At 76.0% G+C, this 15,907-nt stretch carries 13 protein-coding genes; 2 read left to right on the top strand and 11 right to left on the bottom strand.

From position 1 onward, the window contains the following. Positions 1-3: 3 nt before the first annotated feature. The 10 genes from ACFU9A_RS06360 to pdhA are packed head-to-tail and all read right to left on the bottom strand — an operon-like array spanning position 4 to position 11,677. Positions 4-702: a 3-oxoacid CoA-transferase subunit B gene (locus ACFU9A_RS06360; RefSeq protein WP_430574413.1), complete on the bottom strand. Its 699-nt coding sequence runs from the start codon at positions 700-702 to the stop codon at positions 4-6. Beyond that, complete coding sequence (locus ACFU9A_RS06355; protein WP_430574412.1) at positions 699-1,454, bottom strand: CoA transferase subunit A; 756 nt, start codon at positions 1,452-1,454, stop codon at positions 699-701. The genes ACFU9A_RS06360 and ACFU9A_RS06355 overlap by 4 nt, the downstream gene beginning before the upstream one ends. Continuing rightward, on the bottom strand, positions 1,451-2,419 hold the full coding sequence (locus tag ACFU9A_RS06350; protein ID WP_430574411.1) for an HpcH/HpaI aldolase/citrate lyase family protein: 969 nt from the start codon (positions 2,417-2,419) through the stop codon (positions 1,451-1,453). Before ACFU9A_RS06350 ends, ACFU9A_RS06355 begins: the two co-directional genes overlap by 4 nt. Next, positions 2,416-2,934 (bottom strand): MaoC family dehydratase, encoded by a 519-nt coding sequence (locus tag ACFU9A_RS06345; protein ID WP_430574410.1) that lies wholly within the window; start codon positions 2,932-2,934, stop codon positions 2,416-2,418. The genes ACFU9A_RS06350 and ACFU9A_RS06345 overlap by 4 nt, the downstream gene beginning before the upstream one ends. Positions 2,935-2,961: 27 nt before the next feature. Further along, a complete protein-coding gene (locus tag ACFU9A_RS06340) occupies positions 2,962-4,149 on the bottom strand; it encodes an acyl-CoA dehydrogenase family protein (protein WP_430574409.1) in 1,188 nt (395 codons plus the stop codon). Next, entirely contained in the window at positions 4,146-6,347 is a 2,202-nt protein-coding gene (locus ACFU9A_RS06335) for a biotin carboxylase N-terminal domain-containing protein (RefSeq protein ID WP_430574408.1), read from the bottom strand. Before ACFU9A_RS06335 ends, ACFU9A_RS06340 begins: the two co-directional genes overlap by 4 nt. A 5-nt stretch (positions 6,348-6,352) precedes the next feature. Continuing rightward, positions 6,353-7,978, bottom strand: coding sequence for a carboxyl transferase domain-containing protein (locus tag ACFU9A_RS06330; RefSeq protein WP_430574407.1), 1,626 nt, complete (start codon positions 7,976-7,978; stop codon positions 6,353-6,355). Further along, the gene (locus ACFU9A_RS06325; RefSeq protein ID WP_430574406.1) at positions 7,975-9,387 is read right to left on the bottom strand and encodes a dihydrolipoamide acetyltransferase family protein; all 1,413 of its coding nucleotides are present in this window, start codon (positions 9,385-9,387) and stop codon (positions 7,975-7,977) included. The genes ACFU9A_RS06330 and ACFU9A_RS06325 overlap by 4 nt, the downstream gene beginning before the upstream one ends. Further along, on the bottom strand, positions 9,387-10,418 hold the full coding sequence (locus ACFU9A_RS06320) for an alpha-ketoacid dehydrogenase subunit beta (RefSeq protein WP_430574405.1): 1,032 nt from the start codon (positions 10,416-10,418) through the stop codon (positions 9,387-9,389). The genes ACFU9A_RS06325 and ACFU9A_RS06320 overlap by 1 nt, the downstream gene beginning before the upstream one ends. After that, positions 10,415-11,677 carry a pyruvate dehydrogenase (acetyl-transferring) E1 component subunit alpha gene (gene pdhA / locus ACFU9A_RS06315; RefSeq protein WP_430574404.1) on the bottom strand — a complete coding sequence of 421 codons (1,263 nt, stop codon included), beginning with the start codon at positions 11,675-11,677 and terminating at the stop codon, positions 10,415-10,417. Before pdhA ends, ACFU9A_RS06320 begins: the two co-directional genes overlap by 4 nt. Positions 11,678-11,817: 140 nt before the next feature. Here pdhA and ACFU9A_RS06310 point away from each other — a divergent pair, with 140 nt between their 5' ends. After that, positions 11,818-12,291, top strand: coding sequence for an Lrp/AsnC family transcriptional regulator (locus tag ACFU9A_RS06310; RefSeq protein ID WP_430574403.1), 474 nt, complete (start codon positions 11,818-11,820; stop codon positions 12,289-12,291). A gap of 417 nt (positions 12,292-12,708) precedes the next feature. Here ACFU9A_RS06310 and ACFU9A_RS06305 read toward each other — a convergent pair whose 3' ends face one another. After that, positions 12,709-14,703, bottom strand: a complete 1,995-nt coding sequence (locus ACFU9A_RS06305) for a DUF2264 domain-containing protein (RefSeq protein ID WP_430574402.1) — start codon at positions 14,701-14,703, stop codon at positions 12,709-12,711. Between the two features lie 111 nt (positions 14,704-14,814). Between ACFU9A_RS06305 and ACFU9A_RS06300 the strand changes: the two genes are divergently transcribed. Beyond that, positions 14,815-15,876 (top strand): substrate-binding domain-containing protein, encoded by a 1,062-nt coding sequence (locus ACFU9A_RS06300; protein ID WP_430574401.1) that lies wholly within the window; start codon positions 14,815-14,817, stop codon positions 15,874-15,876. Positions 15,877-15,907 lie beyond the last annotated feature (31 nt).

Raw genomic sequence — 15,907 nt, 5'->3', positions numbered from 1 at the left:
TCCTCAGTCGATCGGCGTTGGCACGCCATGACCCGTCCCGACATCCTTCTCGTCCTCCAGCTCCACGAGGACCTCCGCCTCGGTGGCCTCGCGCACGTCGTCGACGCTCACCCCGGGCGCGAGCCGGCGCAGCACGAACGCGGCCTCCAGCCCGTGGTCGGTCACGTCCAGCACGGCGCGGTCGGTGACGATCCGGTCGACCACGCCCTCCCCCGTCAGCGGCAGGGTGCAGCGGCTGCGCAGCTTGGGCGAGCCGTCGCGGGCGACGTGCTCCATCAGCGCGACGATGCGCCGCGCGCCGACCACGAGGTCCATCGCCCCGCCCATGCCCTTGACGAGCTTGCCGGGCACCGTCCAGCTCGCCAGGTCGCCCGTGGCGGACACCTGCAGCGCGCCGAGGACCGCGATGTCGACGTGGCCGCCGCGGATCATCGCGAACGACGCCGCCGCGTCGAAGTAGCTGGCCCCCGGCACCGCCGTGACCGTCTGCTTGCCGGCGTTGATGAGGTCGGCGTCCTCCTCGCCCTCGAGCGGGAACGGGCCGATGCCGAGCAGGCCGTTCTCGCTCTGCAGGGTGATCCCCACCCCGGCCGGCAGGTGGTTCGCCACCAGCGTCGGGATGCCGATGCCGAGGTTGACGTAGTCGCCGTCGTGCAGCTCGGCGGCGGCCACCGCGGCCATCTCGTCGCGCGTCCAGGTCATGCCGCACCTCCCGCCGTCGTCGCCGTGCCCGCCGGGCTGTGGTTCGTGGCGGGGCGCACCGTCCGCTGCTCGATGTCCTTGACCCGCTCGCGCGCGAGCACGAGCCGGTGCGTGTAGATGCCCGGCGTCACGACGACGTCCGGGTCGATCGGCTCGTCGGTGATCTCCTCCGCCTCGACCACCGTCACCCGACCGGCCGTCGCGATCACCGGGTTGAAGTTGCGCGCCGTGTACCGGTAGACGAGGTTGCCGAACCGGTCGGCGCGGCGCGCGTGCACGAGGGACAGGTCCGCCACGATGGCGCGCTCCAGCACGTAGCGGCGACCGTCGATCTCGTCGACCGGCTTGCCCTCCGCCACCGGCGTCCCGACGCCCGTCGGGGTGTAGAAGGCGGGGATGCCGGCGCCGCCCGCGCGCAGCCGCTCCGCGAGGGTGCCCTGCGGCACGAACTCGACCTCGAGCGCGCCGTCCAGGTACTGCTGCGCGAACAGCTTGTTCTCCCCCACGTACGACGCGAGCACGCGCCGCACCTGGTCGTTCTCCAGCAGGATGCCCAGGCCCTTGCCGTCCACGCCCATGTTGTTGGACACGATCGTCAGGTCCCGCACGCCCGAGTCGCGCACCGCCTCGATGAGGTCGTTCGGGTTGCCGCTCAGGCCGAACCCTCCGACGGCGATCGTCATGCCGTCGTGCAGCAGGCCCTCCAGCGCGGCCACGGCGCTGGGCTGCCGCCGGGTGGTGGTCCTCGTCATCGTGCTCCCCCGTTCTCCTCGACCGTACGTCCGCCGGCGGCCCCGTCGGGAGCGCGCGGCCCGTCGTCCTCGGTGCCCGGCTCCGCCTGCGCGGCGCGCCGCAGCACCGCCTCAGCGTGCCGCAGGAGCGGCGCGTCGACCATCTGTCCGCCCACCGTGAGCACGCCCGCGTCGGCGGTGCCGTCCCGTCCGTCGGCACCGGCCAGCGCGGTGAGCGCCTCCGCCCTCCCCGACGCCGCGGCGAGCACCTCGCGCGCCCGCTCCACCTCGGCCTCCGACGGCGCGAACGCGGCCCGCACGACCGCCACGTGGCTCGGGTGCACGCACAGCGACGCCACGAACCCGCTGGCCGCGGCGTCGAGGGCCTCGGCGCGCAGCCCGGCGAGGTCGTCGAGCTCCAGGTGCACGGCGTCGACCGCCGCCTTGCCCGCGGCGCCCGCGGCCAGCAGCACCGCGGACCGGGCGTGCCGGGCGACGTCGCGGTACCCGCCGTCGGCGCCCCGGCTGGACGTGCCGTGCAGGGAGGCCACCAGGTCCTCGGCGCCCCAGGCGAGCGCGACGACGTCCGGCCGCGCGGCCAGCGCCGGCGCCGCGAGCACCCCCGCGGCCGTCTCGCACAGGGCGACGACGGCGTAGGGGCGCCCGTCCGGCGCCAGCAACGGGCCGACGAAGCGCCCGTCCGCCTTCGGCAGCATCACCGTGCGGTACGGGGTGCGCGCCAGGGCCGCCAGGTCCGCGTCGTGGTCCGGGGTGCCGACCGCGTTGACCCGCACGACCACCCGGTCCGGGTCGAGCGGGGTCTCCACGAGCGCGGCGCGGGCGGCCTCCTTGCGGCCGGGCGCGACGGCGTCCTCCAGGTCGAGGATCGCCGCGTCCGCGCGGTCCAGGGCCTTCGCGAACCGGTCGGGCCGGTCCGCGGGGCAGAACAGCAGCGCCGGGCCGAGGGTGAACGGGGCGGGGTTCACAGCACTCCCCCGCCGTGCTCGGCCGCCAGCCGGTGCTCGTGCTCCTCGTGCCCCTCGCGGGTCCACATCAGCATCGTGCGCACCGCCCGCGCTACGACGTCGCCGTCCTGGTTGCGGCCCACGTGCTCGACGGTGACGATCCCCTGCCCCGGGCGCGAGCGCGACGGCCGCCGGTCGGCCACCGTCGTCTCCCCGTACAGGGTGTCGCCGTGGAACATCGGGTGCGGGAACGCCACCTCCGTGAAGCCGAGGTTCGCCACCAGCGTGCCCCGCGTCAGGTGCGCCACCGACAGCCCCACCAGCGTGGCCAGCGTGAGCATCGAGTTCACCAGGGGACGGCCGAACGGCTGCGTCGCCGCCCACGCCGCGTCCAGGTGCAGCCCCTGCGGGTTCATCGTGACGGACGTGAACAGCACGTCGTCCGCCTCCGTCATCGTGCGGCCCGGCCGGTGCACGTACCGCACGTCGGGCTCCAGCTCGTCGTAGTACAGCCCCCGCTGCACCTCGTCACGCATGACGTGCTCCTTCCTCCCCGGTGGGGCTCACGACGCGAGCCCCAGGTCGCGGGCGATGACCATGAGCTGCACCTCCGTGGTGCCCTCGCCCACCTCGAGCACCTTGGAGTCCCGGTAGTGCCGCGCCACCGGGTTCTCGTTGAGGAAGCCGTAGCCGCCGAAGATCTGCGTGGCGTCGCGGGCGTTGGCCATCGCCGCCTCGCCGCCCACCAGCTTGGCCACGGACGCCTCGGCCTTGAACGGCTTGCCGTGCACCTGCTTGAGCGCGGCGTCCAGCCAGCACAGCCGCGCCGAGTGCACGCGCGCCTGCATGCGCGCCAGCGTGAACGCGATGTGCTGGTTGCTGCCGATCGCGTGGCCGAAGACCTCGCGCTCGCGCGAGTAGCGCAGAGCCTCCTCCAGGCAGCCCTGCGCCGCGCCCGTCGCGAGCGCGGCGAAGGCGATGCGGCCCTCGTCGAGCGCGCGCAGGAAGTTCGCGTAGCCGCGCCCCTGCTCGCCCAGCAGGTTCCCGGCCGGGACCCGCACGCCGTCGAGCGTCAGCGGGTGCGTGTCGGAGGTGTGCCAGCCGACCTTGTCGTAGCTGGGGCCGACGGCGAAGCCGGGCGTGCCCGAGGGCACGAGGAACGACGACAGCTCCTTGTGCACGTCGCCGTCGGCGCCGGTCCGCTCGCCCGTCACCGCGGTGACGGTGACGACGCTGGTGATCGGCGTGCCGGAGTTGGTGATGAACTGCTTGGAGCCGTCGATCACCCACTCGCCGGCGGCCTCGTCGAGCCGGGCCGTGGTGCGGGTGGCCCCGGCGTCGGAGCCGGCGCCCGCCTCGGTGAGCCCGAAGGCGGCGAGCGCCCGCCCGGAGACGAGGTCGGGCAGCCAGCGCTGCTTCTGCTCCTCCGTGCCGTGCCGGAAGATCGGCATGATCCCCAGCCCGACGCCGGCCTCGAGCGTCACCGCGATCGACTGGTCCACGCGGGCGAGCGCCTCCACCGCGAGGCACAGGGACACGTAGTCCTTGCCCTGCCCGCCCACGTCCACGGGGAACGGCAGGCCGAACAGCCCGAGCTCGCCCATCTGGGCGATGATCTCGACCGGCAGGCGCCGCTCGGTGTCGTACCGGTAGGCCGCAGGGGCCACCACCTGGTCCGCGAACTCGCGCACCACGGCGCTGAGCTTCCGCTGCTCGTCGGTGAGCACGGTGGACTGGGTCTCGCTGATCATGACGCTCCTCGGGTGTCGGAGTGTGCTGCCGCGACGGCGGGGTCTGCCGGGGCGGGAGCGGGGTTTGCGGGGTTGCGCACAGGGGTGTCGGCGGGCGGGTCGACGACGGCGACGACCTGGTCGAGGCGCACCTGGTCGCCCGTGCGCACGTCGACGCGGACGACGCCGGCGACGGGCGCGAGCAGCGGGTGCTCCATCTTCATCGCCTCGACGACGACGACGGGCTGGCCCGCCGCCACGACGTCGCCGTCCGCGACGGGCACGGCGGACACGGTGCCGGGCATCGCGACCCGCACCGCCGCGGACCGCGCGGCGCCGTCGTCGCCACCGCCGGTGAGGGCGCGCTCGGCGCGCCGGCGCGCGGCCAGCGCCGCCCGCCCCGGCACGGCGAACGACGACGTCCGCCCGTCCACGTGCACCCACACCGTCGCGGTCGTGGCGTCGAGCGCGCTCGCCACGGTGCGGGTGACGCCGTCGACGGTGAGCATGTGGCGGCCGCCGGCCTGCGGGTCGGCGCGCGGGTCGACGAGCGGGCGCAAGGACGCGCGGACCGGCTCGCCGTCGCCGGTCGTGACGACGGCGGCGTCCGCGGTCCCGGCGACCGCGACGGCGTGCTCGGCGCCCGTCGCGTCGACGAGCACCGCACCGCGCGGCGCGGCGCGCCCGTTGAGGCGGAAGCCGTCCGAGGCCCACGCACCGGCCGGGTGCTCCGGGCCGGCGAGCGCGAGCAGCGCCGCCGCGACCAGCGAGGCGTCGGGAGCCCGGCCCGCCGCGACGGCGTCCGCGTCGAGCGCCGGCTCGCCGCGGTCCGCCACGAAGCGGTCGATGAGGCCGGTGTCGAGGCGGCCTGCGCGCACGTCGTCGTCGGCGAGCAGGTCGCGCAGGAAGCCGGCGTTGGTCTCGACGCCCAGCACGACGACGTCGGCGAGCAGGCCGTCGAGCCGCTCCACCGCCCGGGCCCGGTCGGGCGCCCAGGCGACGGCCTTGGCCAGCATCGGGTCGTAGTCGCCGGTCACCTCGGCGCCCGGCAGCAGCCCGCTGTCCAGGCGCAGGGGCGTGGCGCCGGGCCCGGCCGGCGCGCCGGCGTCGTCGTAGCGCAGCACGCGGCCCGCGGCGGGCAGGAACCCGCGCGCCGGCGACTCGGCGTACAGGCGGGCCTCGACGGCGTGCCCCCGCAGGGCGACGTCGTCCTGCGCGAGGCCGAGGGGCTCGCCCGCCGCGACGCGCAGCTGCAGCTCCACCAGGTCGAGGCCGGTCACCAGCTCCGTGACCGGGTGCTCCACCTGCAGGCGGGTGTTCATCTCGATGAACCAGAACGTGCTCGGGTCGTCGCCGGGAGCCAGGAACTCGACGGTGCCCGCGCCGACGTAGCCGACCGACCGCGCCACCGCGCAGGCGGCCTCGCCGAGCCGCGCTCGGGTCGCCTCGTCCACGACGGGGGACGGCGCCTCCTCCACCACCTTCTGGTGGCGGCGCTGCAGCGTGCACTCGCGCTCGCCGAGGTGCACGACGGAGCCGTGGGTGTCGGCGAGCACCTGCACCTCGATGTGCCGCGGCCGTCCCACGAGCCGCTCCAGGAGCAGCCCGTCGTCGCCGAACGACGACGCGGCCACGCGCCGGGCCGAGGCCAGCGCGCCCGGCAGCTCGTCCGCCGTGCGCACCACCTCCATCCCCTTGCCCCCACCGCCCGCGACGGGCTTGACCAGCAGCGGGAACCCGACGTCGTCGGCCGCGGCGACCAGGGCCGCGTCGTCGAGGCCGTCGTCGACGGTCCCGGGCAGCACGGGCACGTCGTGCGCGGCGACGAGCCGCTTCGCGGCCGCCTTGTCCGCCATGGTCTCCACGGCGGCGACGGGCGGCCCGACGAAGACGATCCCGGCGCGCTCGCACGCCCGCGCCAGGGCCGGGTTCTCGGACAGGAAGCCGTAGCCGGGGTGGATCGCGTCGGCGCCCGTCGCGACGGCGGCCGCGACCACGGCCTCGACGTCGAGGTAGCTCCGGGCCGCCTGCGCGGGGCCGAGCCGCACGGCGACGTCGGCCTCGCGCACGTGCCGGGCGCCGGAGTCGGCGTCCGAGTACACGGCGACGGAGCGGATCCCCAGGCGGCGCAGCGTGCCGATCACGCGGCACGCGATCTCCCCGCGGTTGGCCACGAGGACGGTGGTGAACGCGGTGCCGGAAAGACCTCGGGTGTCCATCGCCCTCACATCCGGAAGAGCCCGAAGCGGGGCTCGGAGTCGTCGTCGGCGCCGGGCAGGGGCGTGCGCGCGCACACGCCCAGCGCCAGGCCCAGCACGCGGCGGGTGTCGGGCGGGTCGACGATGCCGTCGTCCCACAGGCGCGACGTGGCGTGGTACGGGTCGCCGGCCACCTCGTAGCCGTCACGGATCTCCGCGCGGAACGACTCCTCCTCGGCCGGGTCCCACTCCTCGCCGCGGCGGGCGAGCTGGTCGCGCTTCACCGTGGCGAGCACCGACGACGCCTGCGCCCCGCCCATCACGGAGATCCGCGACCCGGGCCACGACCACAGGAAGCGCGGCGAGTACGCCCGCCCGCACATGGCGTAGTTCCCGGCGCCGAACGAGCCGCCCACGATGACGGTCAGCTTCGGCACGCGCGTGGTCGCGACGGCCGTGACCATCTTGGCGCCGTCCTTCGCGATGCCGCCGGCCTCCGCGTCGCGGCCCACCATGAACCCGGAGATGTTCTGCAGGAACAGCAGCGGGATGCCGCGCTGGTCGCACAGCTCGACGAAGTGCGCCCCCTTGAGCGCCGACTCGCGGAAGAGCACGCCCGCGTTGGCCAGCACCCCGACCGGGTGCCCGTGGATGCGCGCGAACCCCGTGACGAGCGTGGTGCCGTACTCCGGCTTGAACTCGTGCAGCTCGCTGCCGTCGACGATCCTGGCGATCACCTCGCGCGGGTCGTACGGCTGCTGCACGTCCACCGGCACGGCGGCGTACAGGCCCTGCGGGTCGACGACCGGCTCCCGGGACGGCGCGACGTCCCACGCCGGCGCGGGGTCCGGCGGCAGCGTGCTGACGATGTCGCGGACCAGGTCGAGCGCGTGCTCGTCGTCCTCGGCGAGGTGGTCGACGACGCCGGACCGCCGCGCGTGCAGCTCCCCGCCGCCCAGCTCCTCCGCCGAGACGTCCTCGCCGATCGCGGCCTTCACGAGCGGCGGCCCGCCCAGGAAGATCGTGCCCTGGTCCCGCACGATGACGGTCTCGTCGCTCATGGCCGGCACGTAGGCGCCGCCCGCCGTGCAGGAGCCGAGCACCGCCGAGATCTGCGGGATGCGTGCCGCCGACAGCTTCGCCTGGTGGTAGAAGATCCGCCCGAAGTGGTCGCGGTCGGGGAACACCTCGTCCTGCCGCGGCAGGAACGCGCCGCCCGAGTCCACGAGGTACACGCACGGCAGCCGGTTCTCCAGCGCGATCTCCTGCGCCCGCAGGTGCTTCTTCACGGTGAGCGGGTGGTACGTGCCGCCCTTGACGGTCGCGTCGTTGCACACCACCATCACCTGCCGCCCGCTCACCAGCCCCACGCCGGCGATGACGCCCGCGCCCGGCCAGGCGCCGTCGTCCAGGCCGTAGGCGGCGAGCGGCGCGACCTCGAGGAACGGGCTGCCCTCGTCCAGCAGGCGGGCCACGCGGTCGCGCGGCAGCAGCTTGCCGCGCGACGTGTGCTGGTCGCGCGCCCGCTCCGTGCCGCCGAGCGCGGCCGCGGCCGTGCGCTCGCGGAGCCGGTCCGCGAGCGCCCGCTGGGCCTCGTCGTTGGCGCGGGCCGCGTCGGCGCGGGGGTCGACGGCGGAGTCGAGGACGGTCACGGGGCCTCCCCCTCGGTCGGGCCGTCGGCGGCCGGGGCGTCGCCGCCGAGCAGGAGGGCGAGCGCCGGGTCGGCGAGCACCGCCCCGAGCTCGGCGAGGAACCGGGCGCCCTGCTCGCCGTCGACCACGCGGTGGTCGAACGTGAGGCTGAGCGTCGTCACCTGGCGCAGCGCCACCTCGCCGTCGTGCTCCCACGGGCGGCGGACCACCTGGCCGAGGCCGAGGATGGCGGGCTCCCCCGGGTTGAGGATCGGCGTGCCCGCGTCCACGCCGAAGACGCCGACGTTGGTGATGGTCAGCGTGCCGTTCGTCAGCCGCTCCGGCGTGGTGCGGCCGGCGCGGGCCGTGGTCGTGAGGTCCGTGAGCGCGGCGGCGAGCCCGGTGAGCGACAGGGTGTCCGCCCCCGGCACGTGCGGCACCACCAGGCCCCGGTCCGTGGCGACGGCGATGCCGAGGTTCACGTGCGCGGGCCGCACGATCTCGGCCTCGCCGTCCGGCAGGTCCACCCAGCGGCTCGTGAGCGACGGGTGCGCGGGAAGCAGCGCGCACAGGGCCCGTGCCACCAGCGCCAGCACGGTGATGCGCTGCCCGCCGGCCATCGGGTGCGTCTTGAGCCGCGCCAGCAGCTCCATGCTCGCGGTGGCGTCCACGGTGAGGAACACCGACGCCTGCGGGGCCGCCGCGCTCGCCACCATCGCCGCGGCGGTGCGCTTGCGCACCCCGCGTACCGGCGTGCGCGTCTCGCCGGCCGGCGCCGGGCGCGCCGCGGGTGCCGGGCGCGCCGCGGCGGGGGCGGCCGGGGCCGACGCCGCCTCGACGTCGTCCCGCGTGATGCGCCCGTGGGGGCCGCTGCCGACGACCGTCGTCAGGTCGAGCCCGCGCTGCCGCGCCAGGGCCCGGACCACCGGCGTCGAGCGCGGCCGCTCCCCCCGGCCACCCGAGGTCGCGGGGGCGGACGCCGTCCCGTTCGGCGGCACGGCAGCGGCGGCCGGGGCGGCCGTCGGCACCGGGGCGAGGACCTCGCGCCGGCGTCGCCGCGCCGGGCGCCCCGTGCGCTCGGGCCGCGCGCCGTACCCGACGAGGTTCGGCTCCGGGCCCTCGTCCGCCGCCGAGCTGTCGGGTCCTGCGCCGGGCATGCCGTCGGCTGGTCCTGACAGCTCGGCGGCCCCGGACAGGTCGAAGGTCACCAGCGGCTCGCCCACCTCGACGGTCTGGCCCTCCTCGGCGTGCAGCACGCGCACGACGCCGGCGACCGGGGACGGCAGCTCGACCAGCGCCTTGGCGGTCTCCACCTCGGCGATCACCTGGTTGAGCTCGACGGCGTCGCCCACCGCGACGCGCCACTCGACGACCTCGGACTCGGTCAGCCCCTCGCCCAGGTCCGGCAGCCGGAACTCGCGCGTCGCCATCACGCTCCCACCTCCACGCCGGCGGTGGCGCCCGACGCCGGGGTGCGGCCCAGGACGCGGTCGATGCCGACGAGCACACGGTCGAGGTCCGGCACCTGGTTGCCCTCCAGCTTGGCCGGCGGGTACGGGATGTCGTACCCGGTGACGCGCACGGGCGGCGCCTCGAGGAAGTCGAAGCAGCGCTCGGTCATGCTCGTGGCGATCTCGGCGCCGACGCCCGCCTGCCGCGGCCCCTCGTGCAGCACGACCAGCCGGCCGGTGCGCCGCACGGAGGCGGCGACCGTGTCGTGGTCGATCGGCGACAGGGAGCGCAGGTCGATCACCTCGACCGAGACGCCCTCGTCGGACGCGGCGACGGCGGCGTCGAGCGCGGTCGCGACGTGCGACCCGAACGTCACCAGGGTGACGTCGTCGCCCCGCGCCACGACGCGTGCGGTCCCCATGGGGGCGGCGTCGTCGAGCGGCAGGTCCGGGTCGACGTCGCCCTTGACGTGGTAGCGGCGCTTCGGCTCGAAGAAGACCACCGGGTCGTCGCACGCGATCGCCTGGCGGAGCACGGTCGCGGCGTCCTGCGGGTTCGACACCGAGACCACGCGCAGCCCGGCCGTGTGCACGAAGTACGCCTCGGGCGACTCGGAGTGGTGCTCCGCGGCGCCGATGCCGCCGGCCACGGGGATGCGGATCGTCACGGGCAGCGTCACCTTCCCGTTGGTGCGGGCGTGCATCTTGGCGAGCTGGCTGACGATCTGGTCGAACGCCACGTAGACGAAGCCGTCGAACTGGATCTCCACCACCGGCCGGTACCCGCGGTACGCGAGGCCGACGGCGGTGCCGAGGATGCCGGACTCCGCGAGCGGCGTGTCCACCACGCGGCGCGGCCCGAACTCCGCCTGGAGCCCGTCGGTCACGCGGTACACGCCGCCGAGGCGGCCGATGTCCTCGCCGAGCACCATGACCGACGGGTCGTCGGTCATCGCCCGGCGCAGGCCGGCGCCGAGCGCCTTGGCGAGGGTGAGCGTCTGGGTCGTCATCGGTCGGCCCCCTCGCCGCTCGTCGTGCCGGTGGTCGTGCCGGTGGTGGTGTCGGCGAAGCCCGCCAGGTAGGCCTCGTGCTCCGCGCGCTCGGCGCGCACCGTCGGGTGCTCCTCGGCGTACACGTGGTCGAAGACGCTCAGCGGCGGCGGGTCCTCGATGGCGACGACGCCGGCCCGCAGCTCGGCGGCCACGGCGTCGGCCGCCGCGCGCACGCGGGCCTCGTCGTCGTCGGTGAGCTGGCCGCCCGCGCGCAGGTACGAGGCGAGCCGCGCGATCGGGTCGCGCTCGGCCCACACGTCCAGCTCGGACGCGTCGCGGTAGCGGGTGGGGTCGTCGGCGGTGGTGTGCGGGCCCATGCGGTACGTCACGGCCTCGACGAACGTGGGGCCACCGCCCGTGCGCGCGCGGTGCAGCGCCTCGCGGGTCACGGCGAGCACGGCCAGCACGTCGTTGCCGTCCACCCGGACGCCCGGGACGCCGAAGCCCGACGCCCGCCGGACCAGCGGCACGCCCGACTGCAGCGTCACCGGCTCGGAGATCGCCCACTGGTTGTTCTGGCAGAACAGCACCAGCGGCACCTGCCAGGTGGCCGCGAACACGAACGCCTCGTTGACGTCGCCCTGGCTCATCGCGCCGTCGCCCACGTACGCGACGACGGCCGCCGAGCCGTCCTCGCCCGGGACGACGACGCCGCGCTCGACGTCGGCCTGGATCCCCAGCGCGTAGCCCACGCCGTGCAGGGCCTGCGCGCCGATGATGACCTGCGGCGTCGCCATGTTCACCGCGTACGGGTCCCAGCCCGACGCCGTGACCCCGCGCCACACGCGCAGCAGGTCCACCGGGGACACCCCGCGCTTGCGCGCCACCGCGTGCTCGCGGTAGCTGGAGAAGACGAAGTCGTCCCCGCGCAGCGCGGCCGCCGAGCCCACCTGCGCCGCCTCCTGGCCCTGCAGCGGCGGCCACAGGGCCAGCTCGCCCTGCCGCTGCAGCGCCGTCGCCTCGGCGTCGATGCGCCGGGCCACGACCATCTCCTCGTACAGCGCCAGCAGCGCCGCGCGGGCCTCGTCGGTGCCCGCGTCGACGTCCGTCAGCCAGCGGTCGAGCCCCGGGTCGGGGTGCCGCACGCCCTTCTCGTCGAGCAGCCGTACCGTGCCGCCTGCATACGTCTCGTCCGTCGTTCCGGACGCCGTCTCCGTCCGCGCTCCGCCCGCTCGTGACAGGTCGTCGCGGGACGTCGAACCCATGGTGCTGGGCATCGTCGCCTCACCTCGCGTGTCGCCGGTAGCTCCTCGTCGAGCGCCGGATACCGCGAACGTAACGCCGCTCACAGGGCGCGACCAGCACCTCACGACCGGCTGCGCAGAGTGCGCAGCCCACCCCCGTTAGGCTGGTCGATGTGCGCAGCTACGACGCCGTGGACCTGAGCCTTCTGACGGCCCTCGCCGAGGACCCGAGGGCCACGATCGCCGCGCTCGCGGAACGCCTGCGGCTGTCCCGGAACACGGTGCACGCGCGGCTCGCGCGGCTGGAGGAGTCCGGCGCCTTCCTCGACTTCGACCGGCGGGTCAACCCGCAGTTCCTGGGGCACCCCCTCACCGCGTTCCTCGAGGTCGAGGTGCGGCAGAAGGAGCTGGGCCGCATCGTCGACGCGCTCCGGCAGATCCCCGAGGTGGTGCAGGCGTTCGGCCGCAGCGGCACCGCCGACCTGCGCGTGCAGGTCGTGTGCCGGGACACCGACCACCTGTTCCGCATCGACGCGGCCATCCTCGCCGTCGACGGCGTCGAGCGCACCGAGACGTCGCTGTCGATGGGCGAGCTCATCCCCTACCGGATCCAGCCGCTCATCGACGAGGCGCGGCGCGCGCTCTGACCGACACGTCACCGGCGACGGCGCGGTCTCGCTCGCCGTGTCGCTCGCCGTGTCGCTCGGCGCGCCGCGTGTCCGCGGACGTTGTCGTTTTGCGTGCGGTCCGCAAACGCGCACGTTGTCCGGCTCTGCCGACTCCAGGCCTGCTCAGCACGAACCTCCGGGGCAGCCGCACCGCTTCCTGCCCAGCGATCGCGGCTCCTGCTCAGGTCGAGAATCGGGCAGGGGCGAATCGGCGCCGCCCCAGCAGGCGCCATGTGCGGGCGGCCGACTCCACGCGAAATGACAACGTCCGCGGGCGCGCGACACGCCGGATGCGCGGTCGTCGAGCGGAGCCGGCCCGCCCTGCGTTCCCCGCCCGCTACCCGCCCGTCCTCGGCCCCGCGCCGGTGCCGACCGCACGCCCGATGCCGGCGCGGGTCAGGCCACCGGGAGCGCCGCGCGGGTGAGGGCGCCGTCCGACCAGCGCACGCGGACCTCCGTCCCCGCCGACCGGGCGTCCGTGACCTCGACGTCCGGCACGACCGGCTCGTCCTGCTGGCGAGCGTCCCGCAGGCCACCGTGGAGCCCGACGACGACCGCCAGCCAGTGACCGACGGGGACCGGCTCCGCGGCCACCCACGGCGTCGCGGTGCGCGACCCGAGGGGCGTGGCGTCGTCGGCCGCGGCCACGCCCGCGAGCCATGCCGGAGAGGAGCCCGGGACCTCTCCTGCTCCGGGGCCCGGAACGACCGGCATGAGCGTCGACCGGAGCGCGCCCGCGCGGGCGGCGTGTGGGCCGTCGGGCCGCGCGTCGTCCCCGCTGACCGGCCAGCCCCCGACGCGCAGCGCGACGGCGACCGGCGACGGCTCCTCGACGCGGACCAGCCGCACCTCCCACGCGCCGCGCACCACGCTCACCGTCGTGACCGTGCCCGCGGGGTGCGCGTCCCCGGTGAGCCCGGAGCCGGCGTCGAACGCGGCCGGCTCCGCGTCCAGCCAGTGGGCGCGCGCCCGCGACGCCAGGATCGCGGCGGTCGCGCCGTCCCCGTCAGGGCTGTCGGGGTCGTCGGGGTCGGACGTCGTGCGGACCTCCAGCGTGCGGAAGCCCGTGCGGTGCGTGGCCCGCCCCTCGGCGTCGAGCAGCACGACGGACTGGTCGAGCGGGTCCGTCCAGCCCTCCGCGTCCAGCAGGGGCGACGTCGCCGTCGAGTACCCGAGCCGCGCGTACAGCGGCGAGTCACCGGTCTCGTCGCCCTCGGACGCGTGGTCCGTGCCGTGGTTGTAGACGCGCACGACGCCGTCGTCGCGCGTGCCCGCGACCGCCCAGCCCGGGGCGCGGGCCACCAGCAGGGTGTCGCCGGCCTCGACCGGCAGCGGCTCCTCCGGCGCGGTCCACGCCGGGTGGTCGGCAGGCAGCGCGAGCCCCAGGAGGCCCTTGCTCGCCCAGTACGGCGAGCCGGTGCCGGAGTACGCCTGCGCCATCGCGCGCCACTCGTGGTGCCAGCCGAGGGTGAGCAGGCCGCGCTCGTCCGGGGCGCCGCGGTCGACGAAGTGGCCCACGACGCCCGACACCGCCCGGCGCAGCAGCCCCGGCGACGTGCTCGGCACCTGGGCGAGCGCGCCCACCCAGAACGGCGCGGCCGCCGCGAAGCGGTAGACCAGGCTGCGGCCCTGGACCAGCGGCGAGCCGTCCGCCCCGACGAGGTGCACGGCGTCGGCCACGAACCGGTCCAGGCGTTCCAGGTACGCGGGAGCGCGCGGCCCGGCGAGGTCCTGCGCGCCGGCCATGCGCGACCACAGCACCGGGTACAGGTGCATCGCCCAGCCGACGTAGTGGTCGTAGGCCCGCTGCGGTCCGTCGGAGTACCAGCCGTCGTTGCGCCAGAAGTCCTCGTGCCGCGCGAGGTCGCGCTCCATGTCCTCGGCCGACCACGGGCCGCCCACCGACCGGAGGAACTGCTCGGTGACGATCCGGAACCAGACCCAGTTGTTGTCGGCGTACCCGTCGTCGCCGACGACGGTGGCGAGGTAGTCGACCACCCGCTCCTGCACGCCGGCGTCCAGCCGGTCCCACAGCCACGGACGCGTGAGGTCGAGGACGAGGGCGATCGACGCCGCCTCCACCTTCGCCTGGCCGTGCTCGTCGGGGCGCAGCCAGCGCTCGGCGGACGACGGGTCCGTCCCCGCGGCGAGCCCCCGCGCGTACCAGTCCGCCAGGCCGAGCGGGTCGGCGCCGCGCTCGCCCGCCAGCCGGAAGCCCGCCGCGAGGAACGTCCGCGCGAACCCCTCGAGGCCGTCGACGTCGGTGCCGAGCCCGCCGGGCCGGCCGGGCAGGACGACGCGCGCGTGACCGGCCGACGCGTACGGCCGCACCGCCAGCAGCATCCGGTCCGCGAGGTCCGCCCACCGCTCCCGCGTCCACGTCTCTCCCACCGTGTCCCCCTCCTCGCGGACGCCCGCGACGAGCGGGCGTGCGACGAGTCAACCGGGCCGCGCCGCCGACCGGCAAGGAGGTCGTACAGACCCGAACATAGGCTCGCGGTCATGAGCGACCCACGCGGCCCGGGCCTGGCGGCACACCGGCACGAGCTGATCCGCAACGAGGCGCGCCTGCGCGGCTTCGTCAAGGTGGCGGAGCTCGCGGGCCGCCTCGGCGTCTCCGAGGTCACCGTCCGCCGCGACATCGCGGCGCTCGTCGCGGCCGGCGAGCTCGAGCGCGTGCACGGCGGCGCCACCCTGCCCGCGGGGGGCTCCGGGTCGCGCCGGCCGCTCGCCACGCTCGGGATGATCCTGCCGGCGTCGCGCTACTACTACCGGAGCGTCGTGGCGGGGGCGGAGGAGGCCGCGGCGCGGGCGGGCATGCGCCTGGTGCTCGCCGTGTCCCGGTACGACGCGGACGAGGAGGCCCGCCTCGTGGAGCGGATGCTGCGCGCGGGCGCCGACGCGCTCCTCGTCGCGACCGCGCGGCCCCCGCAGGACGAGCCGCCCCGCTGGCTCGCGTCCGCACGGGTCCCCGTGGTCCTGGTCGAGCGGTGGCGGGACGCCCCGGACGCCGAGTACGCGCGCACGGACCACGCGGCCGGCGCCCGGCTCGCCGTCGAGCACCTGGCCGCCCTCGGGCACCGGAAGGTGGGGCTGGCCGTGCGGACGTCGACGCCCACGTCGTCCTGGCTGGTCGACGGCTTCCGCGACGCCACCGGACCGCGCGGGACCGCGGTCGCCGGGTTCGCGCCGATCGAGCTGGCGACCGAGGCCGACGGCATCGCCGAGCGCGACCGCCGGCTCGCCGACCTGCTGAGCCGGTGCGCCGAGACCGGCACCCGCGGTCTCCTGGTCCACGCGGACGACGACGCGCTCGTGCTGCTCGGGCTGGCCACCGACCAGGGCGTGCGCGTCCCCGAGGACCTGTCGATCGTCGCCTACGACGACGAGATGTCGGCCCTCGCGCCCGTGCCGCTGACGGCGGTCGCCCCGCCGAAGCACGACGTCGGGCGGGCCGCCGTCGAGCTCGCCGTGCGGCGGCTGTCCCGCGGCCCGGCGCCGGCGACGCAGCAGGTCACGCTGCTGCCGCGCCTCGTCGTGCGCGCCTCGACCTCCGCCCCGTGACCGACTCTGTTCGTTCTGCACGGATCCGGTT

The organism is Isoptericola sp. NPDC057653 (genome assembly GCF_042799955.1).
In the GTDB taxonomy this organism is placed as follows: Bacteria; Actinomycetota; Actinomycetes; order Actinomycetales; family Cellulomonadaceae; genus Isoptericola.
Note: the sequence above shows the minus strand (reverse complement) of the source record. Positions and strands in the feature narration are given on the sequence as shown.